Here is a 24,169-nt window from a genome sequence, read left to right as displayed (position 1 = left end):
CCCGCCCCCCCACCCCCCCCCCCCCCCCCCCCCCCCCCCCCCCCCCCCCCCCCCCCCCTCCCCCCCCCCCCCCCTCCCCCCCCCCCCCCCCCCCCCCCCCCCCCCCCCCCCCCCCCCCCCACGCCGGCTCATGTCAGCGACGCCTGCGCGAGGGAGGAGCCGGCCACGCGGGGGAGTCCTCCGTACGGCCGGTCAGGGCAGGATCTCGACGTAGCCGTCGGTTCCGTGCACGCGGATGCGCTGTCCGTCCCGGATCAGCCGGGTCGCCTGGGCCACGCCCACGACGGCCGGCAGGCCGTACTCCCGGGCGATCACCGCGCCGTGGGTCATCAGGCCGCCCACCTCCGTCACCAGACCCGCGATCCCGACGAAGAGCGGCGACCAGCTCGGGTCCGTGAAGGTAGTGACCAGGATGTCGCCCGCTTCGAGATCGGCGTCCGCCATGTCCAGGATGACGCGGGCCCGTCCCTCGACGGTCCCCGCGGAGACCGCCAGGCCGGTGAGGGCGCCGTCCGGCACATCGTCGCGCTGGTACGACCCCGAGAGCGCTTCGCCGTCCGACGTGAGAACTCGGGGCGGTGTGAGCGCCTGGTACGCCCGGAACGCGTCCTTGCGCTCCCGGATGAGCCGGTCATCCACCCGGTTCGAGCGCACGGCGTCGTGGAACTCCTGGAAGGTGAGGTAGTAGACGTCCTCCCTCTCAGCGAGCACTCCTGCCCGGACAAGGCGGTCGGCCTCCTCCAACAGGGCCTTCTTGTAGATGAAGTAGCGGCTGACGATGCCGTACTTCGGGTACTCCCGGTATCCGGCGAACGCCCGGACCTGGTCGATCATCCGCTTGGTCTCGTCGGCTTTGCGGTCCCCGTCCGGCAGGGCCCGCAGCCGTGACAGCACGTCCTCTTCCTTGTTCTGCGCCTTCAACCGCCCCTGCTCGAAGCGCCGTTCGGCCGCTCCCGGTTCGAAGTTCCTGACGTTGTCGAGGATCACGGGCACGAGCGTGGTGGGGCGCTCGCGCCAACGTGGCCTCGTGATGTCGATCTCGCCGACGCAGCGCATGCCGTACCGGTCGAGGTAGCCCTCGATGGCGTCGCGCGCTTCGGTTCCGCCCGGGAGCTTGGCCAGCTCGTCCAGGAAGTCCTCGTCCTCGACGCCCTCCAGGAACGCCACCACCTCCGGCCACGGGCGGATCACGTCGGCGACGTCGAGCAGTGCCAGCCCCATCTCCGAGGTGACGTTGTCGGGGGCGGACAGCGTGAGCGTGTCAGCCACGTTCTTCTCGCCCAGCCACTCCTGCAGCCTGGCGTTGAGCCACCACGTGGCCTCCATCCCCGCCATGATCGCCTGCAGGTTCGGCGGATCACTGAGTACGCGCTTGTGTTCCCCGAACGCCTCCGTCAGGAACTCGAACAGCGCGGGCCCGGTCTTCGTCCGGATGTCGCGCGCCAGGGCGGCGTTGGACACCTGGCTGCGCTCGATCAGTTCGGTGACGATGGCGGGATCGGCCTCGGCCGGGGTGGGCGTACCGCCGGCCGGTGGCCCACCGGGGCCCGTGTCCGGGAGCGACGGGACGAAATCCTCGGCGAGTACGGTCTCCAGGGCATTCCTGACCAGCGGATCGCCCTTCCCCATGAGGTCCAGGAGGCCGGCCCGGCTCGCGGGCGAGGCCAGGCGCCGGGTGACGTCGACGAAGAGCCTCCCGCCGGCCGCGTGCATCGGTGCCATGGCCGTCAGCTGCCACATGGAGAGCCCCAAGGGCTTCATGGGGTCGGTCATCATCTGCTGATGGCCGACGGAGACGTAGACGTGATTCTCCTGGTCCTCGGCCTCGGGGATGGGGAACAGCGTCGTGATCGGCCGGCTCTGCACGATCTGGAAGCCGTCATCGACCAGGCACCACTCGATGTCCTGGGGGCGACCGAAGTGCGCTTCGATCCGCCGTCCGAGCCGAACGAGCCGTACGACCTGGGCATCCGTCAGCGACGGCTGCCCCTGCCGCTGCGAGTCGATTGTCACTTCCCGCGTGCCGCCGGCCGGCAGAGCATGGATGGCACGCTCTTTCGCGGCGATCGTCCTGGCGACGACCTCGCCGTCGCGCACCGTGAAGACGTCCGGGTTCACCAGGCCGGAGACCAGGGCCTCGCCCAGGCCGAATCCGGCGTCCACGGTGGAGACCTTCCGGTTGCCCGAGACCGGGTCGGCCGTGAACAGGATGCCGGAGGCCTGCGGGAAGACCATCCGCTGCACGACCACCGCCATGTGGACGGTGCGGTGGTCGATTCCGTTGCGTTGGCGGTAGGTCACGGCCCGCTCGGTGAACAGCGATGCCCAACACCGGCTGACATGCTGGAGGATCGCCGTCGGCCCCACGACGTTCAGATACGTGTCCTGCTGGCCGGCGAAGGAAGCCGTCGGCAGGTCCTCCGCCGTCGCGCTGGAACGGACGGCGTAGGCGTGTTGCTCGCCGAGCCGGCCGAGCGCATGGGTGATCGCCGCCGCGAGATCGCCCGGCATGGCGGTCCCCTCGATGGTCCGGCGGATCCCGGCACTGAGCGTGCGGATGGCTTCCCGGTCGTCGGGGTTCAGTCGCGACAGCTGATCGAGCTGCTCGTCGATCGAGGGCACTTCTGCCATGAGCCGCCGGAAGGCGTCCGTCGTCACGCAGAAACCACCCGGCACGCGGATGCCTTCGATCCGCGAAAGCCCGCCCAGATGCGCGCCCTTGCCCCCGACGAGTTCGGCCTGCGTCTCGTCCACGTCCTGAAGGCCCAGCACATACTGCTCGCTCACTTGGACACCTCCGTGGCAGCGATGCTCCGTCGCACGGCGAAGGCCGGTCGAATCACCGACGACTCCCACTCGGTCGAGCCTGTTGCCTGGTACGTCCTCATCCCCCGTTGCCTTCCTTCCGATGAACCGGGCGGCGGGCACCCCCGCACTTCCGCGCCGAGCCCCTGTAACCGAACTGCCGGTGCCACCACCGGTTCGGCGTCACCGCGTTTCCCATACGCCGACAACAACACACGCACGCCGTGCCCTCGTTTCCGCAGCTTGTGGCCTCGGCCGACGATTCTGCGCCGTCCCCGGGGCCTTGCCGCAAGCCCCCCTCTGCGTTATAACTTGAGAGAGGCAAGGAGAGTTCTCTCCTTGCCTTTGCCATGTGCGGTCCGGCGGGTGGACCCGGCTCTACGACTTCACGGCTGGTGGGTTCGGCCATGGACGTGCCCTGCCGGCGGTGGACATACGCGTATCGGGCTACGTAGTTCCACGGATGTCCGGCGTCGGGACAATGGGGAGACTTGCCCGGCGTGGGTATCGCCGGGTGGGTGATCCTTCCCGCGAGCCGGGGGCTGTCGCTGCGGCGCCGACGACTCGACGTGAACTGCCCTCGCTTTCACGCTTCGACGACCTCAACACAACGGAAGAGGCGACTTGTCCACGCGAACGGGCATCTCTGTGCAGGGGCGACACAACCCCATGCAGTTTTTTCTCTTTTTCGTACGCCTGACGATCGAGATCGACGGAAAGGCCCAGAGCGGTTCTTGGCGCGACCGCTTCATTGCGTTGACCCCCGGGTCACACAAGGTCGACGTCTATTTCCGGTACCTGTTCAAGGCACGCTGCTGCCCGGCCGGCACCACCGTCCAGGTCGCGGCCGGTGAGACGGTCACTCTGCAGTACCGCACTCCGCAGCTCATGACATCGCCCGGCCGTCTCGAGGTCGTCCGCTGAATCGCGCGCATCGAGTGCGGATACGACACGCCATGTCCTCTCCGCTGCTTTGACGAAGCCACCGGTGTCCCTCTGCGGCGGCTGGGCAGATGGCCCCCGCTGATTGTGAGACTCGCTCCATGATTCCCAAGTTGTCCTTGCACAGCCCGCGTTGGCGGGACCTTGACGGTGTGACCGCCGAGGAGGTGCAAGCGCTCCTGGAGCAGATGGCCTCCACGGCCTCTGCGGCCGCCACCGCCAGCAACGGGACCGGCGACGAATGGAAGCAGACCTGGGCGTATCTGTCCCAGGGCTTGATGGACGACGGAGTCCTCTTCGACGGGGCCTACGCAGCGCTGCCGTACGTCGTCGAGGCGGCCGCGACCCTGCCTGCGGGACAGACCGTCGAGTTCTGGGTGGACCTGGGGTTCATCGTGACCGCGGACCACAGGCCCCCCGTCCCGGCCGATCTTGAGGCGGGGTTCGGCGCCGCACTGTGTCTGGCTGAGCGGGCTGCCGTACGCAGTCTCCTTGCCGCCGGCACTCCCGCCCAGGTCTGCGCCCTCGCGCTCTCCTGCGTGGTCTTCGTCGGCCACCACATGGGCGAAGCACTGGGGCGGGTCGTCGATCTCCAGGAAAACGGCCTGCTGCTGTTGTCGTGTCCCGGGTGCGGGAGCGATACCGAGATCCCCGACTTCTTCGAGGAACCGGCACCTTTGCCCTTCGGTGCTCCGGGACTGCCTGATCCCGCCCCTGCCCGCCAGGAAGGGCATCCCTGGGACGAGCTCGCCGCGACTCTGCAGGAAGGTGCGCTGGGGGAGGAGTGGAAGCCCTTTATGCGCGTGGCACGCGAAACCGCGGTGGCAGGGGTAGCCCCCGGGACACCGGCGCAGGCCGTCCTGTGTCTGGTCGCCGGAACGGTCGCGGCCAAGGGCATCCCGCAGCAGGCCGGAAGGGAATCGGCCCGCCAACTGATGGCGCTCAACGGCCACTTCCGCTGCTGGGACTGCGAACAGACATGGACGATCGCCGACGGCCTGGCGGAGAACCCGTACGGTGCGCGCCCTCAGAACCATGTGATGGTGACGGAGCCGGACTCCGACAAGCCCGCTCCCGCCGGGCAGCCGACAGCGCCCGGCCGAACGACACAGGCGGCGACCCGGTTCCGGCAGGACGGGAACGCACTGCTCGCGGGCGACGGCACACCCTGGGGCCGTATGTCAGTGTTCTCGGATTCCGTGTCCGGCCCGTTCGGGGGTGTCGACTCGGTGACGGTGGTGGCCCGCCCCGGTCTGCCGGCACTCGTGGCCGGTGGCGGGGAGCAGGGCGTGGTGGGCCTGTGGGACGCGGCCGACGGCCGACTCGTCCAGGAGCCGATGCCGGGACATCCTGACCGTGTCCGCTCGATGACGTCCCTGCTTTTGCCCGATGGCCGCACCCTCGTGGCGAGCGGAGGCGACACCGGGACGATCGCCTGGTGGGACCCTGCCACCGGGCGGCCGGTTCGCGAACCTGTCGGCAACCGGCCGGGTGGAGTGACCGGCATGTGCACCGCGACCGTCCCGGACGGCCGGACCCTGCTCGTCACCGCCACTCCCCGAGGTGCGGTCAGCTTGTGGGATCCGGTCACCGGTGAGTCCGTCGGACGCCTCAACCCCTATGGCAGCCCGATCCAGTCGATCGCCGCCGTCCCGATCGCGGTCGGCCATGCCCTGGTCGCGGCCGCGGACACCGCAGGCCGCGTTCATGTGTGGGATCCAGCGGTGGACGACCCGTGGGAACGAGGGGCGGCCGTAGGGCTGAGCGGACGTGCGCTCGACGATGCCGATCACCGCGCGGCGGCTGTGGCGGCTGTGCCCACACAGGACCGGACCTTGCTGGCCACCGCTGACAACCGCGGGACGGTCATGCTGTGGGACCCTGCGACCGGCGCCCCGGTCGGTGACGGTCTGCCCGCCTCGACAGGCACCGCCGGCCTTCCCGTCCTCGCTGCCACCACCCTGGACGGTGGCCGTACCGTCCTGGTCACCGGCAGCAAACTGGGGCACAGGCTCCGGGTATGGGAACCGGAGACCGGCACGGTGCAGCACATCGCCCTGGACGTGGCGGTCACCTGCCTGGCCACGGCCGGCCCCGACCTGATCGTCGGACACGCCGGTGGAGTCCTCGGACTCCCGCTCACGAGGCAGTGAACGTTGCGGCCTCCCACTGGAGACGGGGGAGCCGCAGTCCCCTGCCGTGTCATCAGTGGGCGAGGTGGCGACTGATGACCAGCCGCTGGATCTGGTTCGTTCCCTCGAAAATCTGCATGATCTTCGCCTCGCGCATGTAGCGCTCGACGGGGAAGTCACGGGTGTAGCCGTATCCACCCAGCACCTGGACTGCGTCGGTGGTGACCTTCATCGCGGCGTCCGTGGCCACCAGTTTGGCGACGCTGGCCTGGCGGCTGAAGGGGCGGCCGAGATCGCGACGGCGGGCGGCGTCCAGGTAGGTGGCGCGGGCGGAATCCACCGCCGCGGCCATGTCTGCGAGGAGGAAGCCAAGCCCTTGGTGGTCGACGATTTTGCGGCCGAAGGTGGTGCGCTCGTTGGCGTAGGCGACGGCCGTGTCCAGGGCCGCCTGGGCGAGCCCGGTGGCGCACGCCGCGATCCCGAGCCGACCACTGTCGAGGGCGCTGAACGCGATCTCCAGGCCTTGGCCCTCGGCGCCGATGAGCCGATCGGTGCCGATGACCGCACCGTCCCACATGGCTGAGGTGGTCGGGATGGAGTGCAGCCCCATCTTGCGTTCGGGCCGCCCGAACGAGAGGCCCTCCGTCGCACCTGGAGCAAGGAAGCAGGAAATCCCCTGGCTGCCCGGCGCGGTGCGGGCGAAGAGGGCGTAGAAGTCGGCCTTGCCGCCGTGGGTGATCCACGCCTTGGTACCGGTGATGCGGTAGCCCTCCGCGGTGCGTTCGGCCTTGCAGGCCAGGGCTGCCGCGTCCGAGCCGGCCTGCGGCTCGGAGAGGCTGTAGCCGCCGAGGAGCTCACCGGCGAGCATCCGGGGCAGCCAGCCCTCCTTCTGCGCCGGGGTGCCGAACGCGTGCAGCGGGTGGCAGGCCAGCGTGTGCACGCTGGTGGCCACGGCGACCGCGGCCCACTGGCTCGCCAGTTCCTCCAGGACCTGCAGGTACACCTCGTACGGCTGACCTCCGCCCCCGAACTCCTCCGGGTAGGGCAGACCCAGCAGACCGGCCTGTCCGAGGACGGCGAACAGGCCCTCGGGGTAGGCCTCGTCGACCTCGTGCTCCTCGACCCGCTTGCCGAGTTCCTTCTCGGCGAGCTCGCGGGTCAGGGCGATCAGGTCCTCGGCCTCCTGAGTGGGAAGCATGCGGTCGACAGTCATCGGAGCTCCAAGCGGTACTCAGAGAGGTACGTCAGTACCGCTTAGCGTAGCTCTTATCGGTGGGATGTCACGCCTGGGATACTGACCGGATGATCAAGGCCTCCACCCCAACCGGCCCGAAGCCCGCGGGCCGGGGTGCCGCCCGGCGCTCCGAGCTGTTCGAGGCGCTCGTGGCGCTGCTCACCGAGGAGGGCTTCGTCCACTTCACCCTGGACGACCTCGCGGCCCGACTGCGGTGTTCGAAGCGCACGCTGTACGGGCTGGCCGGCAGCAAGGAACAACTGGTCCGGGCCGTGGTGGTGCACTTCTTCCGGGGGGCCACCGAACGAGTCGATGCGGCCTTGGCCGCCGAGAGCGATCCGGCGGCCAGGCTGGCGGCCTATCTCCACGCCGTGGCGGCGGAGCTCGGCCCGCTGTCTCCGCGGTTCTTCGACGACGTGGCGGGGTTCGAGCCCGCTGCGGAGGTGTACGAACGCAACACGCGAGCGGCCGCCGGTCGAGTGGAGCAGCTGATCGACGAAGGCGTCGCGGCGGGCGTGTTCCGCGAGGTGCACGTGGCCTTCGCCGCCGACGTGATCACCTCGGTGATGGTCCGGATCCAGCAGCGTCGGGTCACCGCGGCCACAGGCCTCGGCGACGCCGAGGCCTACGCCCAGCTCTCCGAACTCCTGCTGCGAGGCCTGACTCGCTGGACGCGCTGCAGTGCGGGCGGCTCATGAGCTGCCTCTGACGCAAGCGGAAGGCCCGGGGGACGTCAGCACCACGAAGTCCCCCGGGCCAAGACGCGGCAAGGGATCAGCCGCCGCACGCACTCCGCGGCGCGGTGACCGCTCAGCGGTCGGAATAGCTGAAGTCGCCCATGGTCCAGGCGCTGACGTCCTCGATCGCCACGCGGTACATCCCGCCCGTCTCCGGGATCCCGACCGTGCCCTGCAGGATGCGGGCGACGTGGAAGTGCAGGTAGGTGGGTGGGTCGTCCTTCTTCGCTGGGGTGGAGAACACGGCGGAGAACTCGCTCAGACGGGCGGAATCCATCAGCACGTCCGACACCCTCTGCCTCCACACTGCTTCGGGAGCCAGCCGGCCGGTGATGACAGCTCCACCGGTCACTACGGTCAGGGACATCTGATTGCTGTGCCCGGACTCCACCAAGGTGGCGATGTCAACGAGCAGTTCGTCAGGCTTCGGCATGACGCAGATTATATTTACCGGCCGCCCCGCTGATGACCAGGTGGCGCGACCGGGAAGTGCGGGCGGTCACCGTTGTGTCCCGGAGGGGGTCCGATGACCGCGTCGGCGCGGCCGCGATGACGTGGGCGAGGTGGTCCACCCCGGGCCGGCCGAAGCCGCCGGGGCTGCCCGGTCCAGCCGGGGGCACACGCTCGGGTCCGGATGTGCGGCTGTCGTACGGCACCGGGTCACCACCCGTCTCGCCGCGCCGTCACATGAGTGAACCCGACGGCGGCAGGGGGAGATGAGCGTGTTCGTCCGCGTCCGCGGGCGCCGCGCGCACAGTCTCGTGTGCAAGGTGATCGTTTCCTATGGTGACGCGGAGTGCGGGCGTGTAGCGTCAGCGTCAGCTGTCGTGGTTCGGAGTTCTCTCTAGCCCGCGCCTTTGGTGTGGGCATTTTGCTGTGCTGTGCCGCAGGGACCAGGGCGATCACCTCCGCCTGCCACATGGAGTGGGAGGCGTCACCGACTTGGAAGGCATTGACATGGCAACGGGAACTGTGAAGTGGTTCAACGCGGAAAAGGGCTTCGGCTTCATCGCCCAGGACGGCGGCGGCCCGGACGTCTTCGCGCACTACTCCGCGATCAACTCCTCGGGCTTTCGTGAGCTCCAGGAGGGTCAGGTCGTGACGTTCGACGTCACCCAGGGGCAGAAGGGCCCGCAGGCCGAGAACATCACCCCGGCCTGACTCGGGGCTCTGCCCGAGCGATCGCGTGCAACGCGGCAGGTGGCCGTCGCCCGTAACGGGGGCGGACATCGGACGTAGGGGCCTGCTTTCGTGCCGGGCGTGAACAGGAGCGGGGCCGCGCAGCGATGGCTGCGCGGCCCCGATCTGTTGTGGCGCTCCGGGGGACACGGTCACCCGGAGCAGCACACCCCCTTCGGCCCGGCCGAGGGCTTACCGGAACGGGACCGGAGAAGTCCCCGAGTCATCGCCCCGGACCGGTCCATCCCGTCCGTGATGCGGCGGAGGCGTCGCCGAGGTCGGCGCCGGTGTCGGCGTCCCGCTGGGAGTTCCCGACGCCGCGCCAGTCCAGGCACATGACGGTCGCGTCGTCCAGCAGGTGGCCTTGGTTGGCGTCCACGACGGCCGCGATGAGGGTGCGAGCGGCCTCACGGGGGTGCAGCGCACGGGTGCGGGTGATCAGGTCCGACAGATCGACCCGATTGGCGTTGCGCTCAAGCATGCCGTCGGTCAGCATCACCAGCCGGTCGCCCTCACGCAGGTCCAGCGTCTGGACCCGGTAGCTGTGAGGGGCGTCGAAGCCGAACGGCAAATCGACCTTCGGAGCGATCTCACGCACCTCACCGTCCCGCATCCGCAGCGGCCAGGGATGCCCGGCGTTGACGAACTCGGTCCTGCCGTCGATCAGGCTGATCCGCAGGAGCTGGCCGGTGACATAGCTCCCGCGGCCGTGTTCGCGCATTGCCTGGTCGGCCTGACGGGCCTGTTCGGCGAGATCGGCACCGGCCCGCCGGGCCCGGCGCAGGGCACCCACCAGGAGTGTCGCGAGCAGCGCCGCCTTCACATCGTGCCCCATGGCATCGGTGACGGAGAGCTGGACCGTGTCCCGGTCGATGACGTAGTCGAAGGTGTCGCCTCCGACGTGGTCGGCGGGTTCCAGTGCCCCGGCCACCGCGAACTGCGCCGCCTCGGACGCCAGCGACGCGGGAAGCAGCCGGTGCTGGATCTCCGCGGCAAGGCTCAGCGGGACGGTGCGGCGGCCCCACTGGTACACGTCGGTGAAGGACCGGTTCGCGATCACGATGTACGCCAGAGCGTGCGCGGCCTCGCCGATCTCCCGCATCACCTCCGCGTCCGGCGCCGTCGGCAGGAACAGTTCGAGGAGTCCGATGGCGTCCCCGCGATTGGTCACAGGAGCGACGATCCGGACCAGCGCGCCCTCGTCGCCGACGTCCACGCGGGGCCGCTGGGTGCGGATCACGTCGTCGTACAGGGTGCCCCGCAGTGTGATGCGCTGGGCGGGCTTGTCGGTCTCGACGCTGCCGGCCGCCCCCAGTCGTACGACCGAGCCGCCCGTGAAGTCGGTGATGAGGAACGACACGGACGCCGCCCCCAGATGCTCCTTGAGTATGCGCGCCACCACGTCGAGTGACTCCACGGGTGCGGCGGTCTCCGCGGCCGACAGCATCCCGGCCAAGGACATCGACCCGCTGCCCCGGCCGTCTGCGTTCTCCGGAATACGGGTGGTCGGCCCACCCTCCCCGTCAGGCCCGCATACGGTCACGGTGGCTCCTCGCCGCTCGCTGGTTGTCCAGGGTTGCGTCCCGGGTGCACGAGAGCCCGCGTCGAGTCCGGTGCCGGGCAGATGATATTGCACCGCAGGGTCCCTGAACGGCATTCCTCGGCCCAGTTCCGGTTTTCCCGTCGGCCGGCTGCCGGATCCGATCGGATGAGGCCAGGTGGTGTGACGCAAGGTCGGCGCTCGTGGCCGTTGCGGGGCGTCCAGTGGGTTCGTCGCGGTGGGGGCGGTGTGCAGGGGGCGGGGTTATCGGTCCGCTCGACACCCACGGTCACGGTGCGCGAGGCGGTGAAGGACGGCGGAGCCCCCGGGAAGAGGACGGGGACGTCGATGCGTACGCCGACGTCGCCCTCCACGACGGGTTCCGAGATGACGACGCCGTCCACGCCCTGCTCCAGCAGGGCCGCCACGGCGCCGGCGATGCTCGTCGGGTCGCCCGTCCGGGGTGTTGACCATGCGGAGCGCGTACCCCGCGTCGCGCACGGCCCGCTCGATGTGCACGAGCAGGGAAGCGGTTCCGTACCCGGCGGTGACCAGGGCGACCACACCGATGGACCCGGTACGCCCGGAGGCCGGTGTCCTGGCCGCCTGGTTCAGCCGGTGGCCGAGGTCCTCGGCGGCTGCGAGGACTTTCGTGCGGGCTTCCTCGGAGACGTACGGTTCGCTGTTGAGGACACGGGAGACCGTCTTGCGCGACACCCCGGCCAGCCGGGCTACGTCCGCGCTGCGCGGCACGGAGGAGCCTCGCTCCGTCCCACCACTGGCGCCATGAAGTCTCCCGACGGCCGTACGTCTGCATCGATCCAGGTCACCTGTATGACCACGCGGTCAGACCGCGTGGTCATGTCGACGCAGCCGGGAGCTGTACGTCAAGGGTTTGGGCGGCGACGGTTCCGACGGACGGTGGCGGACCGGGCCCTGTCACCCAGCCGCTGTGTATCCTCAGGCGGCCTTGCGCCCCCTTTCCGCGTGCGCCCTGACGATGTCCGCGTACCGGTGTCCGGTGCCCTTGATCGTGCGCTTCTGTGTCGTGTAGTCGACGTGGACCAGACCGAACCGCTTGTCGTAGCCGTAGGCCCACTCGAAGTTGTCGAGCAGGGACCAGGTGAAGTAGCCGGCCAGCGGGGCGCCCTTGCGGGCGGCGGACGCGCAGGCGGCCAGGTGGCTGATCAGGTAGTCCTGGCGTTCCGGGTCGTCGATGGTCCCGTCGGGCCGTACGACGTCGGGGTAGGCGGAGCCGTTCTCGGTGACGTACAGCTTGCGGGCGCCGTACTCGTTCGTGAGGCGGAGCAGGAGGGTCTCGATGCCGGAGGCGTCGACCTCCCAGCCCATGCCGGTGCGGGGCACGCCGGGTCGTGGGACCTGACGGGCCCGCGGCGCCGGTCCTGTGGGGTCGTCGGCGACGGTGGCCGGCATGTAGTAGTTGAGGCCCAGCCAGTCCAGCGGTGCGGCGATCACCGCCAAGTCGCCCGGCTTTTCCGGGAGTTCGACGCCGTACACGGCACGCATGTCGTCCGGGAAGCCGCGGCCGTGGATCGGGTCGAGCCACCAGCGGTTGGTGTGGCCGTCCATGCGGCGGGCGGCGTCGAGGTCGTCCGGCCGGTCGGTGGCGGCGTGGATCGTGGAGAGGTTGGTGACGATGCCGACCTGGGCACCCGGAGCCGCCGCGCGGATCGCCTGTGTGGCCAGGCCGTGGCCGAGGAGCAGGTGGTAGGAGGCGCGGACGGCGGCCGTGAGGTCGGTGAGGCCGGGGGCCATCGTGCCTTCCAGGTGGCCGATCCACGCCGAGCAGAGAGGTTCGTTGAGGGTGGTCCAGTGCTTCACCCGGTCACCCAGTCGCTCGGCCATCACCGAGGCGTACGCGGCGAAGTGCTCCGCCGTGTCGCGCGCCGGCCAGCCGCCGCGGTCCTGGAGCACCTGGGGCAGGTCCCAGTGATAGAGGGTGACGGACGGGGTGATGCCTGCCTCCAACAGGCCGTCGATCAACTCGTCGTAGAAGGCGAGCCCCTTGGGGTTGGCCGGGCCGTCGCCGCCGGGCAGCACGCGTGGCCAGGCGATCGACAACCGGTAGGCGTTGGTGCCGAGTTGCCGCATCAGGCCGATGTCCTCGCGCCAGCGGTGGTAGTGGTCGCAGGCCACGTCGCCGGTGTCACCGCCCGCGACCCTGCCCGGCGTGTGCGAGAAGGTGTCCCAGATCGACGGGGAGCGGCCGTCCTCGGCGACGGCTCCTTCGATCTGGTAGGCCGCCGTGGCGGTGCCCCACAGGAAGTCGTCCGGGAGTGCGGCGAGGTCGATGGTCACGCGGGTCCTTTCCGGTTCGGTCACTTGACGGCGCCCGCCGTCAGCCCCGCGACGAGGTAGCGCTGCAGCAGGAGGAATCCGGCGACCACGGGCACGCTGACGACCAGCGAGGCGGCCATGATCTGGTTCCAGTACACGTTGTTGAGCGTGGAGTAGCCCTGGAGGCCGACGGCGAGGGTGCGGGTGGTGTCGTTGGTCATCACCGATGCGAAGAGCACCTCGCCCCAGGCGGTCATGAAGGCGTAGACGGCGACCGCGACGATGCCGGGGATCGCGGCCGGTACGACGACCCGGAAGAGGGCGCCGAGCGGGCCGCAGCCGTCGACCAGAGCCGCCTCGTCCAACTCGCGCGGCACCGAGTCGAAGTACCCGATCAGCATCCAGATCGAGAACGGCAGCGAGAAGGTCAGATACGTCAGGATCAGGCCGCCGCGCGAGCCGAACAGGGCGATGCCGGTGGCGTTGCCGATGTTGACGTAGATCAGGAAGAGGGGCAGCAGGAAGAGGATGCCCGGGAACATCTGCGTGGACAGCACGGTGACCGTGAAGACCCGCTTGCCGCGGAACTCGTAACGACTGACGGCGTACGCGGCGAACACCGCGATCACCACCGAGCAGACGGTCGCCGCGCCCGCCACGATCAGTGAGTTCACGAAGTACCGCGCGAGCGGGATCGTGGACCAGATGTCGATGTACGGCCGGATGGTCACCTCGCTGGGCAGCCAGTGGAACTCGCCCGTGACGTCGGCGAGCGGCTTCAGCGAGCTGGAGACCATGACGTAGACCGGCAGCAGGACGAAGCCGGTGAGCAGGGTGAGGAAGATCCGCCGGGACCAGAAGAACGAACGCGGCGGAGCCATGGGCGAGTTGGTGCTAGCCATGGGCCGGCTTCCTTCCCCGTGAGGTCAGCAGGAGGTGGACGCCCGTCACCACGAGCAGGAACAGCAGCAGGAGTACGGACATTGCGGAGCCGGTGCCGAAGTTCCAGGTGACGAAGGACGCCTGGTAGATGTGCACCGAGATGAGGTCCGCCGCCTCCGGCGCCGACCTGCCGAACAGGACGTAGGGCGTGTTGAAGTCGTTGAACGTCCACAGGAACAGGACCAGGAGCAGGACCTGGTTGACCGGGCGCAGCGACGGAAGCGTGATGCGGCGGATCTGCTGCCACATCCCGGCGCCGTCCAGGGCCGCCGCCTCGTACAGCTCGCCGGGGATGTTCTGCAGGCCGGCCATGAGGATGAGGAAGGCGAACGGCCAACCCTTCCACACGGACACCGTGAGCAGTGTGTAGAAGCTGTTGTCGCCGATCAGCCAGAACGAGGGCTTGTCGGTGAGGTGGAGCTGGTCGTGCAGGACGTGGTTCACCAGTCCGTTGTCGTGCTGGAACATGAACACCCAGGTGATGACGGCCGCGTAGACCGGCAGGGCGTACGGGATGAGGAACAGGGCGCGCAGCAGGCCCCGGCCGCGGAAGGTGTCCTGAAGGTAGATCGCCGCCGCCGTGCCGATCAGCCAGCACAGGCCGACCGACAGGAGGGTGAAGGCGACGGTGACGAGGAAGGAGTGCAGCAGGGCCTGGCCGACCGGGGCGTCGAAGTCCACCGACACCTTGTAGTTGTCCAGGCCGGACCAGGGCGCGGTGCCCCAGTCGCGGATGTAGAACTGCGTGAGTTCCTTGAAGCTCATCACGATGCCGATGGCCATCGGCACCAGGTGGACGAGGAGTTCGAGGAGGAGGGCCGGCAGCAGGAGCAGATACGGCAGCCCGATGCGGCGGATCCTTCCGGGGCGGCGGCGGGGACCGGGCTCGGCCCCGGAAGGGTTCTTGCGCACGGCGGCCTCGGCGGGCGCGGTGGTGGTCATCGTGCTCACTTCGTCGGCATCTGCTGCTGGGCCTTCTCCAGCGCAGCCTTCACCGACTCGGTGGTGACCGCGCGTCCGGCGGCCGCGTCGGCGAACAGGTCCTTGACGGCGGTCCCTACGGCCGTCTCGAACTGCGACTCGTCGGCGACCTGCGGCAGCGCGGCCGCGCTGGTGGCAAGGGTGTCCTTGAGGACCGCGTTGGCGCCCGAGGCGAAGACGGAGTCCCCCTGCACGCTCTTCACCGGCGGGATGGAGCTGTATGCGGTGTTGAGGATCTTCTGCTCGGCGTCGCTGGTCATGAACTTCACGAACTTCTTGGCGCCGTCGATGTTGTCGGTGTTCTTGAAGACGGCCAGGTTGATGCCCATGACGGCCGAGTTGACCTGCGTGCCGCCGCCCGGGGCGCCGGACTGCACGGGCACGGGCGCGATGCCGTACTTGTCCTCGCTCATGCCCTGGGACTTGAAGTTGGCGGACGCGGACTGCCACAGCAGCATGGCCTGCTTGCCCTTGGCGAAGTCGCTCACGGACTGGTTCTGGGCGTACTCGGCGTCGCCGGTCGGGATGACCTTGTCCTTGGCCATGAGGTCGACGTACTGCTTGACCGCGGCCACCACGTTGTCGTTCGTGAAGTCGGGTTTGCCGTCGGAGGTGAAGAAGTCGCCGCCGTGCTGCTTGGCGAAGACGAAGACGTGGTGGATGTTCTCCGAGAGGTTCGCGCCCTCCGCGCCGAGCGCCGACTTGCCCTTGGCCTGGATCTTCTTGCCGTCGGCGATCAGTTCGTCCCAGGTGGCCGGGGGCTTGGTGATGCCGGCGTCGGCGAAGATCTCCTTGTTGTAGTAGAGGGCGTAGGACATCGAGTAGAGCGGGATCGCGGCCGGATCCTGGCCCTGGGCGCCGGTGGAGCCGAGGGCGGAGTCGACGAAGCGGTCCCGGCCGCCGATCGCGGCGAAGTTCTTGGCGTTCCAGGGCAGCAGCGCGCCGGTGGCCTGGAGAGAGGCGCTCCAGGTGTTGCCGATGTTCAGGACGTCGGGGCCCTGGCCGGAGGTGGTCGCGGTGAGGATCCGGTTGAGCAGGTCGGACCAGGGGACGACCTCGACCTTGACCTTGATGCCGGTCTGCTTCTGGAACTTCTCCAGCTCGGGCTGGAGGACCTTCTTGTCGACCTCGATGCTGGCGCCCTGGTTGGAGGCCCAGTAGGTCAGGGTCTTCGGCGAGTCGTTGGACCCGCCGCTGGTCGACGAGCCGCCGCCACAGGCGGTCACGGCGGTCAGCAGGGAGATGGTGACCGCACCGGCGGCCGCGGCTCGGGTTCTGCGCATGGCTCTGGCGTCCCTTCCAGGGGGGACCCATGCGTGCGTTCGCTTCCCGAACCACAGCGCATGAGTTAATTTAGAGCGTGATTTAAGACGCGAAGGAAAGGTGCGTCAAGGGATGGGACGGCGGTATCTTGCAGGTCGAGCCGATCGAAGGGGCGCAGCATGGCGGGGCGGAGCGGGCGGACAGTGCGTGACCTGCGGCGGGGCAATCGCACCGCCGTCATGCAACGGTTGTATTTCGACGGGCCGATGAGCCGCTTCGAGCTGGCCCCGGCCACCGGTCTGAGCGCCGGCTCCATCAGCAACGTGGTGGCGGAACTGGTCGAGGACAACCTCGTCGAGGAGGCCGGTACCGTCGAGTCCGACGGCGGCCGCCCCCGCACCCTGCTGCGCGTCGCCCCCGCCAGTGGCCACATGATCGGCGTCGACGTCGGCGAAACCCGCGTCCGCATCGAGCTGTTCGACCTCACGCTCACCGAACTCGCCCGCACCGAGCGGCCTTTGGAGCATCACGGTTACGACGTCGAGGTCATCGTCGGCCACATCCGGGACGGCATCGCCGAGGTTCTCGCGGAGGCCGGCATCGCCCCCGAACAGTTGCTGGGGGTGGGCATCGGTGTCCCCGGCATCGTGGCCCGTACCCCCGAGGACGGAGCCGTGGTCCACGGCCAGACGATCGGCTGGGACGCCGTCCCGTTCGAATCCCTGTTGCGTGCGACCTGTGAACTTCCCGACTCCGTCCCGTACTTCATCGACAACGGTGCCCGCACCCTGGGCCAGGCCGAACTCTGGTTCGGCGCCGGCCGCGGCTGCCGCAACGCGGTCGTCGTCCTCTTCGGCTCGGGCATCGGCGCCTGCCTCGTCACCGAGGAGGTCGAGTACGGCCGGCCACTGGAGTGGGGGCATGTGACCGTACAGGTCCGGGGGCGACGCTGCCGCTGCGGCGCCCAGGGATGCCTGGAGGCGTACGCGGGCGCGGGGGCACTCCTGGAGCGCTGGCGCGAGGACGGCGGGCACCCGCCGGAGGACACCGACGAGGAGACGGCGCTGGCCGCGATGCTCGCTGCCGCCCACCCGGCCGAGAGCGCCGACGCCGACCCGGTGGCCCTCGCCGTCCTTGACGACGCCGCCGAGTTCGTGGGCGCGGGCCTCTCCGACCTGATCAACCTCTTCCAGCCCGAGCGCATCCTCATCGGTGGCTGGGCGGGGGTTCTGCTCGGTCCCCGCTTCCTGCCCGCGGTACGCCGGCATGCCGCCGCGTACTCCCTGCACCACCCGGCCGAACGCGTCTCGATCGACCTCGGCAGGCTCGGCCCCGATGCGGTCACGGTCGGCGCCGCGATCCTGCCCCTCGCCGACTTCTTCGCCCGGGGCGGAGAGCGCGGGCCGCGCAGGCGGGAGGGCGAGGTCGCGCACGGTTGATCAGGCGAGGGCCGACGTGCTTCCCGTCCTCGCGGGGGAGGCCATCGGCCGGCGCGGCTCACCTGCCGGACCGGTGTCAGTGAGGCGATCGCCGCCACCGGTCGGGCCCCGGCTTGCGGGCCATGGCGGGAGCATGACCGTGGTGTCCGGCGTGGGCGCAGGGTTCTCGGTGGGGAGAGGCATCGAGGGCTGCCTCGGTGGGGGAGAGGCATCGGAGGGCTGCCTCCGCGCCGTACCGGTCGGTCCCCGCCAGCACACACCGTCGGCCGAGGAATCGAAGGTGCTGTCCGGGGCGGTCCCGCTCACCTCGGCACCGACAAGCTTGACGTGACGCGTTCCCGATGACACACCACACGGGAGTGCATCGCACCCGAGCTTCTCCGGTGCGATGCACTCCCGTGCCGGTCCCCGGTCGAACCGGGGACCGTGCTGCTGGGGTGTTCCTCAGGCGTCGATGATGACGGGGATGATGAGAGGCCTGCGGCGGTGGGCGCGGAACGCCCAGTTCGCCACGGCGCGGGCCAGGAGCTGTTCGAGCTGGCGCGCGTCGCCGACGCCTTCCTCGGCCGCGGTGGCCAGCGTTTTCTCGATGACGGGGATCACCGGCTCGAACGTGGTGTCGTCGTGGACGAAACCGCGCGCCAGGAAGTCGGGAGCCTCGGCGAGGGCCCCGGTGTCCGCGTCGACGATCGCCACCACCGTGACCACGCCCTCGGAGGCGAGGGTGAGGCGGTCCTTGAGGGACGCCTCGGTGGCGCCGCCGACCTCCATACCGTCCACGTAGACGTTGCCGGCGGGAACCTTGCCGGTGATGGACGCGCGCCCGTCGACGAGGTCGACGACGACACCGTCCTCGGCGATGACGACCCGGTCGGGGTCGACGCCGGTCCGGATGGCGAGGTCACCGTTGGCCCGCAGGTGACGCCATTCGCCGTGCACGGGCATGACGTTGCGGGGCTTGACGATGTTGTAGCAATACACGAGTTCGCCGGCGCTGGCGTGCCCCGAGACGTGCACCTTGGCGTTGCCCTTGTGGACCACGTGGGCGCCCCACCGGGTGAGCCCGTTGATCACCCGGTAGATGGCGTTCTCGTTGCCGGGGATGAGGGAACTGGCGAGCAGGACGGTGTCGCCCTTGCCGATGCGGATCACGTGGTCGCGGTTGGCCATGCGGGACAGCGCGGCCATCGGCTCGCCCTGGGAACCCGTGCACACCAGGGTGATCTTGTGATCCGGGAGCTTCTCCAGCTCCTTGGTGCTCACGACCAGACCCGACGGGACCTTCAGGTAACCCAGGTCACGGGCGATGCCCATGTTGCGGACCATCGACCGGCCGACGAAGGCGACCTTGCGGCCGTGCTGGTGGGCGGCGTCCAGGACCTGCTGGATGCGGTGCACATGGCTGGCGAAGCTGGAGACGATGACACGGCGCGGCGCGGTGCGCATCACTTGCTCGATCGCCGGGTTCAGCTCACGCTCGGAGGTCGTGAAGCCGGGAACCTCGGCGTTGGTGGAGTCGGTCAGGAAGAGATCCACACCCTCCTCGCCGAGGCGGGCGAAAGCGCGCAGGTCGGTGATGCGTTCGTCGAGCGGGAACTGGTCCATCTTGAAGTCGCCGGTGTGCAGCACCATCCCGGCGCCGGTGCGGATCGCGACCGCGAGGCCGTCCGGGATGGAGTGGTTGACCGCGACGAACTCGCAGTCGAAGGGCCCGAAGCCGCGCCGGTCGCCCTCCCGTACCCGCACCGTGCGCGGCCGGATGCCGTGCTCCTTGAGCTTGGCCTCCAGGAACGCCAGCGTCAGCTTGGAACCGACGACGGGGATGTCGGACCGCTCGCGCAGCAGATACGGCACGCCGCCGATGTGGTCCTCGTGGCCGTGGGTGAGCACCACGGCCACGATGTCGTCCAGCCGGTCCCGGATCGACGTGAAGTCCGGCAGGATGACGTCGACGCCGGGCTGGTTCTCCTCGGGGAACAGCACGCCGCAGTCGACGATCAGCAACTTGCCGGCGTGCTCGAAGACCGTCATGTTGCGGCCGATCTCACCAAGGCCGCCCAGGGCGACGACCCGCAGCCCTCCCTCGGGAAGAGGCGGGGCGGCTTTCAGTTCGGGGTGCGGATGACTCATACCTTGACGTTACCCGGAGAGTGGGACGTGCTGATCCATTGCCCCCTGTGCTGTCCGGCGAACCGGTGGGGACGATGCCGGAGAACTGGGGCCAATCGGCGTGGCGAGGCAGCAGGGCGGTGTCTTGTACGGCCGCGACAGCGTCGTCGATTCAGCCGGATTCGGTCGCCGAAGCCAGGCCCCGGCCGCCTGCTGCTTCGGCGGCTGACGAGGATTCCAGCACTTCAGGACTCCAGGCGACGGAATGTCGGCGAGCCTTCCGAGGGCGGTACCCGTGCCGGAACAACCCCTGGTCCCCCTGATCAGTCCTGCCGGCGTGGGGCCGACTTCCCCCGACGGCCCGCCCGGGAACCGCGGTACGCCGCACGGCGGGTCGTGGCGAGCGCGCCGCTCGGGGCGAGGCCGCTGACGCTGTGGTCGTAGATGTCGAAGTCCGGAGTCTCCTCCTGCCCATGAGGCAGGAGGAGGTGGCCCCGGCCACCCATGGGGCCCTTCATGTGCCCGCTCCCGGCGAGGGAGCCGTGCACGGAGGCTGGGGCGGGCGGCGCCGCACCGCGCTGCGCAGGACGGCCGTGGCCACCGCACTGGTCGGTGCGGCGGTGAAGGCCGGACGCCGGATGAGCCGGTCCGGGGCCTGACCGCCGGCAGCTGTGGCAGGCGCCTCAGCTGCCGCCTCGTCCCGCGTTCCGTCGGTCACCGTTCGCGAGGCGGTCCTCAGTTCGCCGGCTGTCGTGCTCGGCGGACCGCTGTCGGCACACGGACGGCGGCGATGACGAATCCACTGCGCACACGTGCCGGCAGGCGGTTCAGCGGGATCCACAGGTCCTGCCGGGGTACCGCGTATTCCAGCCGGGCCAGCCGCGGCACCAGGTCCCGCAGCAGCGCGACCGTGATGTCCTCGCCGGGGCAGCGGTGACCGGTGGCCGGGTCGTCCCCGCCCTGGGGTACGAGGTCGTCGCGATGAAGAGTTCGGTTCAGGAAGCGTTCCGGGTCGAAGGAGTACGGATCGTTCCAGAGCGAGGGATCGTGGTTCTGCCCGTACAGGTCGAGCAGGACCAGTGCACCGGAGGGGATGGGTTCTCCCCGCCATGTGAGGTCCGTTACGGCCCGCCCGCCGAGGAAGGGCGCGAAGGGGTAGAAACGGCGCAGCTCATGGGCGAACGCCAGGGCGTGGGCGTCGTCCTCCCGCAGCCGTTCCCGGACTTCGGGCCCGACGTGCAGGTGCAGGGCGTGACCGGCGTAGGCGACGAACCAGCAGACCGCGACGGTGGGGCGAATGATGTTGAGCACTTCGACGGCGGCGGTGCGCGGGTCCAGGAGCCGTCCGTCGAAGTCCCGGTGCCGGACCACCACGTCCAGCGGGGACCCCGGCGCCGCAGAGACGGCCCCGTCCCGCACCTCCTCGACCAGGTGTCCCAGCCACGCCCCGGAACGGGCCCGGGCTCGGCGGGCCCGCCAGTGGCGGGGGCCCGGAGTGGCGAAGCCGTCGACCATGGCGACCAGGTCGCAGGCCGTCTGCTCGGAATCGTCGAGAGGAATCCCGGCCCACCGGCAGACGCCTCGGGTGAGAACCCTGCTCGCTTCGTCGAACAGCACGACCGAGAGACGCGCGGACCACACGGCCTCGGCCTCGTCCCACCCCGCGGCGACCTGCTCCACCAGGCTCGCGACCGCCTGCGGCTCGGTGAGCGGGGAGAGGAACATCTGCTTGCGCACGCGATGAGCCGGCCCGGCCAGGGTGTGCACGGCCCCGTGGCCGAACAGCGTGCTCAGCACCGGGCCGGGAAGCGCTGTCCCGCGCTCCGCATGCTGTTCGTCGTAGAAGAACCGCACCGCTTGCGGGCCGTGCGGGGCGACGGTGTGCTGCCCCATGACCCGGGTGCGTATCAGGGGGCCGTCGGTACGGCGTCGGCGGTCGTGCAGCCAGGCGTATCCCTTGGCGAGGACGGCGAGCGAACTGCCTGCGAGCGGAAGGCGAGGACTGCGAGTCATGTCGTCCTGGGTGCCCGTCGGCCCCGACAGGAGACGAACCCGGTACGGCTCCGGGCGGCGCCCACCGGGTCAGGCCAGGCGGATGCCCACGATGCAGGTGTCGTCGTCGGTGTCGGACCTGCTGTGGGTGAGCAGCCGGTCCAGTTGCTGGTCCAGTGCGGGCAGCCCCGTGCGGGCGGCCGTCAGGAGCTGGGCCAGGGACTCCTCCACGGACCGGTCACGGCGTTCGATCAGACCGTCCGTGTACATCAACAAGGTGTCGCCCACGGCGAGTTGGACTTCGTGCTCCTCGTAGACGGCCTCCGGCAGGGCGCCGAGCAGCAGGCCCTTGACCAGGGGCAGTGGGGCCGCCTCGGCGGCGCGCACCAGGACGGGCGGGAGATGACCTGCCCGGGCCCAGCGAAGGGTGTTCAGGTCGGGGTCGTACAGGCCGCAGACCGCTGTGGCGGTGACGGCGCCCGTCAGATGGTGGGTGACCATGTTGAGCCAGGACAGCAACTGGCCGGGGCCGGCGCCCGTCACGGCGAGTCCGCGCAGTGCGTTGCGCAGGACGACCATGCCGGTGGCCGCCTCGATGCCGTGCCCAGCGACGTCCCCCACGCACAGCAGAACCATCCCCGACGGCAGTACGACCGCGTCGTACCAGTCGCCGCCGACCAGGTGCTGGGTCTCCGCGGGTCGGTAGCGCACGGCCACCTGCAGTCCCGGAACCTCCAGCGGCGCCTGGGTCGGGGGCATGATGGCGTGCTGCAACTGGAGGGCGAGCCGGTTGCGTTCGCTGGACTGCTGCTCGCTGTGGGCGAGTTGGTCACGGGTGGCCGCGAGGGCGACCTCGGTCCAGTGGTGGGCGGAGATGTCCTGGTAGGCGCCGCGCAGGGCGTTCACCTGGCCGTCGGAGTCGAGGACCGGCTCGGCCGCGACGCGGATGTGGCGGGTGACCCCGTCGGGTCGTTGCAGGCGGAAGGCGGCCGACGCGGGACGGTGGTGGTGAAGGACGGTGCGCACGAAGCGTCCGATGGCGACGGCGTCGTCGGGGTGGGCGTGGGCGGGCAGGTTCTCCAGGGACACGGGGGAGCTGGAGGTGGGCCTGCCGTAGAGCTCGTAGAGCTGTCCGTTCCAGGTGATCTCGCCGGTGAGGAGGTTCTCCTCGAAGCCGCCGATGCGGCCCAGGCGCTGGGCGTGCTGGAGGAGGCTGGCCAGGCGGGCCGTCTCGTCCTCGATGCGCCAGATGAGCAGGACGCTGCCGCCGTGGCGGCTGATGTTGATGTCGGCGACCGCCGCGAGGGGGACGTCGTCCACCAGGGCGGTGAGCCGCATGCGGTGGGCGCGGTAGGGCTCGCCGGTGGCATAGACCCGTTCGACGCGCTCGAACAGCTCGCTCTGCCCGGCGGCCATCGGATACGTCTCCAGCAGCAGCGCGCCGTTGATCACGCCTCGCGGCCGGCCTGCCGGGTCCAGGAAGCGGCTGTTGACATGGTGGATGCGGAAGTCGGCCAGCTCACCGTCGGAGTCCAGGTGCGGCACCAGCACCAGGGTCGGATCGTGGAGCCCGTCGGCCAGGTCCATGAGTTCGGTGACGTCCGGCAGGACCCCGGGCCCCGGGTCCACCTCACCGTGGTGGAGCGTGTAGGTCTCCAGCGTGTGCGCGCACAGCTCGGCCAGGGCCTCGATCTGGCGGACGATCTGCGGGCGGGGAGGGTCCAGGGGAGTGGGCCAGGAGATCTCCAGCACGCCGTGGATACGCCCGCCGGTCCCGGCCGGTACGGCGAACCGGCCGCCGTCGGGGTGGTGGTGCCGACCGATGGAGGGCAGGCCGGTCTCCGACAGGCTGCGGACCCAGTGCCCGGAGCGCTCACCGAGTCCGCGCCGCGCCACGGTCGCCACCCCGGGCGGCACATGCCGCCAGCGCTCGGCCTCGGCCGCGGAGAACCCGGCGCTGCCGGCCAGGGCGAGTGAGCCGTCGGCCCCCAGCGCCCAGATGGCCACCGCCTCCGCGCCCAGCGGGGTCAGGGCGTGCTCCAGCAGCGAGTCGGCGACGGCCTGGGTGTCCTGGGCGGCCAGCGCACCGCTCTCGGCGGCCCGCAGCCGTACGGCGGAGGAAGGGCTGTGCGGCGAGGCGTCGGCCTGGGTGTCCGCCGTGGTGGTGGCCAGGAAGGCGTTGGTCACCTCCGAGAGCCGGTCGCGCGAGGCCTGGTTGATGACGTCGACCGCGAACTCGAGCGGCGACACCCCTGCCTGCCCGGCGAGTTCGGCGAGCTGCCGCGCGGCCTGCGCGGGCCCGCACCTCAACCGCTCGACCAGGATGCCCTTGGCCAGTTCGATCAGGGCGCGCCCGTCCGCCTCGGCCTGCGCCTCCCGCACCTCGCGGCGCAGCCGCTCCACGGTCGCCGCGAGCCTGCCGACCGGGGAGGTCTGTTCCAGGCGGTCCGCCGCACCGTCGGCCACCGGTTCCTTCTCCCGCGAGGCCTGGGGGCTGCCCTGCGGTTCGAGCGGTTGCTGGAGATCACTCACGGTGCCTGTTCCTCATGCTGTCGGCTGATGGGCGCGGTGGCTGT

At 70.1% G+C, this 24,169-nt stretch carries 17 protein-coding genes and 1 pseudogene; 6 read left to right on the top strand and 12 right to left on the bottom strand.

All coding sequences use genetic code 11. The features are described 5' to 3' along the window. Positions 1–192: 192 nt before the first annotated feature. The gene (gene rph / locus ACZ48Z_RS41650; protein ID WP_468741139.1) at positions 193–2,787 is read right to left on the bottom strand and encodes a rifamycin-inactivating phosphotransferase; all 2,595 of its coding nucleotides are present in this window, start codon (positions 2,785–2,787) and stop codon (positions 193–195) included. A 642-nt stretch (positions 2,788–3,429) separates the two neighbouring features. Between rph and ACZ48Z_RS41645 the strand changes: the two genes are divergently transcribed. Together ACZ48Z_RS41645 and ACZ48Z_RS41640 are read left to right on the top strand one after the other, a co-directional pair. Next, positions 3,430–3,729, top strand: a complete 300-nt coding sequence (locus ACZ48Z_RS41645; RefSeq protein ID WP_468741138.1) for a hypothetical protein — start codon at positions 3,430–3,432, stop codon at positions 3,727–3,729. Between the two features lie 170 nt (positions 3,730–3,899). Further along, the gene (locus ACZ48Z_RS41640; protein WP_468741137.1) at positions 3,900–5,900 is read left to right on the top strand and encodes a WD40 repeat domain-containing protein; all 2,001 of its coding nucleotides are present in this window, start codon (positions 3,900–3,902) and stop codon (positions 5,898–5,900) included. Positions 5,901–5,952: 52 nt separating this feature from the next. Here ACZ48Z_RS41640 and ACZ48Z_RS41635 read toward each other — a convergent pair whose 3' ends face one another. Then, entirely contained in the window at positions 5,953–7,092 is a 1,140-nt protein-coding gene (locus tag ACZ48Z_RS41635; RefSeq protein WP_468741136.1) for an acyl-CoA dehydrogenase family protein, read from the bottom strand. Positions 7,093–7,181: 89 nt separating this feature from the next. Between ACZ48Z_RS41635 and ACZ48Z_RS41630 the strand changes: the two genes are divergently transcribed. Continuing rightward, entirely contained in the window at positions 7,182–7,811 is a 630-nt protein-coding gene (locus tag ACZ48Z_RS41630) for a TetR/AcrR family transcriptional regulator (RefSeq protein ID WP_468741135.1), read from the top strand. Between the two features lie 112 nt (positions 7,812–7,923). On the opposite strand, the gene ACZ48Z_RS41625 is transcribed toward ACZ48Z_RS41630, so the two are convergent. Further along, a complete protein-coding gene (locus tag ACZ48Z_RS41625) occupies positions 7,924–8,283 on the bottom strand; it encodes a hypothetical protein (protein ID WP_468741134.1) in 360 nt (119 codons plus the stop codon). A 524-nt stretch (positions 8,284–8,807) separates the two neighbouring features. Between ACZ48Z_RS41625 and ACZ48Z_RS41620 the strand changes: the two genes are divergently transcribed. Then, on the top strand, positions 8,808–9,011 hold the full coding sequence (locus ACZ48Z_RS41620; protein ID WP_030303412.1) for a cold-shock protein: 204 nt from the start codon (positions 8,808–8,810) through the stop codon (positions 9,009–9,011). Between the two features lie 241 nt (positions 9,012–9,252). Here the strand turns inward: ACZ48Z_RS41620 and ACZ48Z_RS41615 are convergent, their stop codons facing one another. The 6 genes and pseudogenes from ACZ48Z_RS41615 to ACZ48Z_RS41590 form a co-directional block, all read right to left on the bottom strand. Next, the gene (locus ACZ48Z_RS41615) at positions 9,253–10,491 is read right to left on the bottom strand and encodes a PP2C family protein-serine/threonine phosphatase (RefSeq protein ID WP_468741133.1); all 1,239 of its coding nucleotides are present in this window, start codon (positions 10,489–10,491) and stop codon (positions 9,253–9,255) included. A gap of 356 nt (positions 10,492–10,847) precedes the next feature. Beyond that, positions 10,848–11,322: pseudogene (locus tag ACZ48Z_RS41610) on the bottom strand (LacI family DNA-binding transcriptional regulator); the annotation flags it as partial. Between the two features lie 207 nt (positions 11,323–11,529). Next, complete coding sequence (locus tag ACZ48Z_RS41605; protein ID WP_468741132.1) at positions 11,530–12,888, bottom strand: GH1 family beta-glucosidase; 1,359 nt, start codon at positions 12,886–12,888, stop codon at positions 11,530–11,532. Between the two features lie 20 nt (positions 12,889–12,908). After that, complete coding sequence (locus ACZ48Z_RS41600) at positions 12,909–13,748, bottom strand: carbohydrate ABC transporter permease (protein ID WP_468741142.1); 840 nt, start codon at positions 13,746–13,748, stop codon at positions 12,909–12,911. A gap of 13 nt (positions 13,749–13,761) precedes the next feature. Continuing rightward, positions 13,762–14,751 carry a carbohydrate ABC transporter permease gene (locus ACZ48Z_RS41595; RefSeq protein ID WP_468741131.1) on the bottom strand — a complete coding sequence of 330 codons (990 nt, stop codon included), beginning with the start codon at positions 14,749–14,751 and terminating at the stop codon, positions 13,762–13,764. 5 nt (positions 14,752–14,756) lie between these two features. After that, positions 14,757–16,073, bottom strand: coding sequence for an ABC transporter substrate-binding protein (locus tag ACZ48Z_RS41590; RefSeq protein ID WP_468741130.1), 1,317 nt, complete (start codon positions 16,071–16,073; stop codon positions 14,757–14,759). 159 nt (positions 16,074–16,232) lie between these two features. Here ACZ48Z_RS41590 and ACZ48Z_RS41585 point away from each other — a divergent pair, with 159 nt between their 5' ends. Then, positions 16,233–17,492 (top strand): ROK family transcriptional regulator, encoded by a 1,260-nt coding sequence (locus tag ACZ48Z_RS41585; protein WP_468741129.1) that lies wholly within the window; start codon positions 16,233–16,235, stop codon positions 17,490–17,492. 444 nt (positions 17,493–17,936) lie between these two features. Here the strand turns inward: ACZ48Z_RS41585 and ACZ48Z_RS41580 are convergent, their stop codons facing one another. Then, entirely contained in the window at positions 17,937–19,622 is a 1,686-nt protein-coding gene (locus ACZ48Z_RS41580) for a ribonuclease J (protein ID WP_468741128.1), read from the bottom strand. A gap of 452 nt (positions 19,623–20,074) precedes the next feature. On the opposite strand from ACZ48Z_RS41580, the gene ACZ48Z_RS41575 reads away from it, so the two are divergent. Continuing rightward, complete coding sequence (locus tag ACZ48Z_RS41575; protein ID WP_468741127.1) at positions 20,075–20,260, top strand: hypothetical protein; 186 nt, start codon at positions 20,075–20,077, stop codon at positions 20,258–20,260. A gap of 76 nt (positions 20,261–20,336) precedes the next feature. On the opposite strand, the gene ACZ48Z_RS41570 is transcribed toward ACZ48Z_RS41575, so the two are convergent. Together ACZ48Z_RS41570 and ACZ48Z_RS41565 are read right to left on the bottom strand one after the other, a co-directional pair. Beyond that, positions 20,337–21,614, bottom strand: coding sequence for a cytochrome P450 (locus tag ACZ48Z_RS41570; RefSeq protein WP_468741126.1), 1,278 nt, complete (start codon positions 21,612–21,614; stop codon positions 20,337–20,339). A gap of 69 nt (positions 21,615–21,683) precedes the next feature. Continuing rightward, complete coding sequence (locus ACZ48Z_RS41565) at positions 21,684–24,125, bottom strand: SpoIIE family protein phosphatase (protein ID WP_468741125.1); 2,442 nt, start codon at positions 24,123–24,125, stop codon at positions 21,684–21,686. Positions 24,126–24,169 lie beyond the last annotated feature (44 nt).

The sequence above is a fragment of the Streptomyces sp. NPDC031225 genome (assembly GCF_055570355.1).
The sequence above is the reverse complement of the archived record's forward strand: the minus strand, read 5'-3'. Positions and strand labels throughout refer to the sequence as shown.

Excerpts from the sequence above, each read along its gene's own strand:
- ACZ48Z_RS41635 (WP_468741136.1), bottom strand. The coding sequence starts at position 7,092 with ATGACTGTCGACCGCATGCTTCCCACTCAGGAGGCCGAGGACCTGATC.
- ACZ48Z_RS41630 (WP_468741135.1), top strand. The coding sequence starts at position 7,182 with ATGATCAAGGCCTCCACCCCAACCGGCCCGAAGCCCGCGGGCCGGGGT.
- ACZ48Z_RS41625 (WP_468741134.1), bottom strand. The coding sequence starts at position 8,283 with ATGCCGAAGCCTGACGAACTGCTCGTTGACATCGCCACCTTGGTGGAG.
- ACZ48Z_RS41620 (WP_030303412.1), top strand. The coding sequence starts at position 8,808 with ATGGCAACGGGAACTGTGAAGTGGTTCAACGCGGAAAAGGGCTTCGGC.
- ACZ48Z_RS41615 (WP_468741133.1), bottom strand. The coding sequence starts at position 10,491 with ATGTCCTTGGCCGGGATGCTGTCGGCCGCGGAGACCGCCGCACCCGTG.
- ACZ48Z_RS41600 (WP_468741142.1), bottom strand. The coding sequence starts at position 13,748 with ATGGCTCCGCCGCGTTCGTTCTTCTGGTCCCGGCGGATCTTCCTCACC.
- ACZ48Z_RS41595 (WP_468741131.1), bottom strand. The coding sequence starts at position 14,751 with ATGACCACCACCGCGCCCGCCGAGGCCGCCGTGCGCAAGAACCCTTCC.
- ACZ48Z_RS41590 (WP_468741130.1), bottom strand. The coding sequence starts at position 16,073 with ATGCGCAGAACCCGAGCCGCGGCCGCCGGTGCGGTCACCATCTCCCTG.
- ACZ48Z_RS41585 (WP_468741129.1), top strand. The coding sequence starts at position 16,233 with ATGGCGGGGCGGAGCGGGCGGACAGTGCGTGACCTGCGGCGGGGCAAT.
- ACZ48Z_RS41580 (WP_468741128.1), bottom strand. The coding sequence starts at position 19,622 with ATGAGTCATCCGCACCCCGAACTGAAAGCCGCCCCGCCTCTTCCCGAG.
- ACZ48Z_RS41575 (WP_468741127.1), top strand. The coding sequence starts at position 20,075 with ATGAGGCAGGAGGAGGTGGCCCCGGCCACCCATGGGGCCCTTCATGTG.
- ACZ48Z_RS41570 (WP_468741126.1), bottom strand. The coding sequence starts at position 21,614 with ATGACTCGCAGTCCTCGCCTTCCGCTCGCAGGCAGTTCGCTCGCCGTC.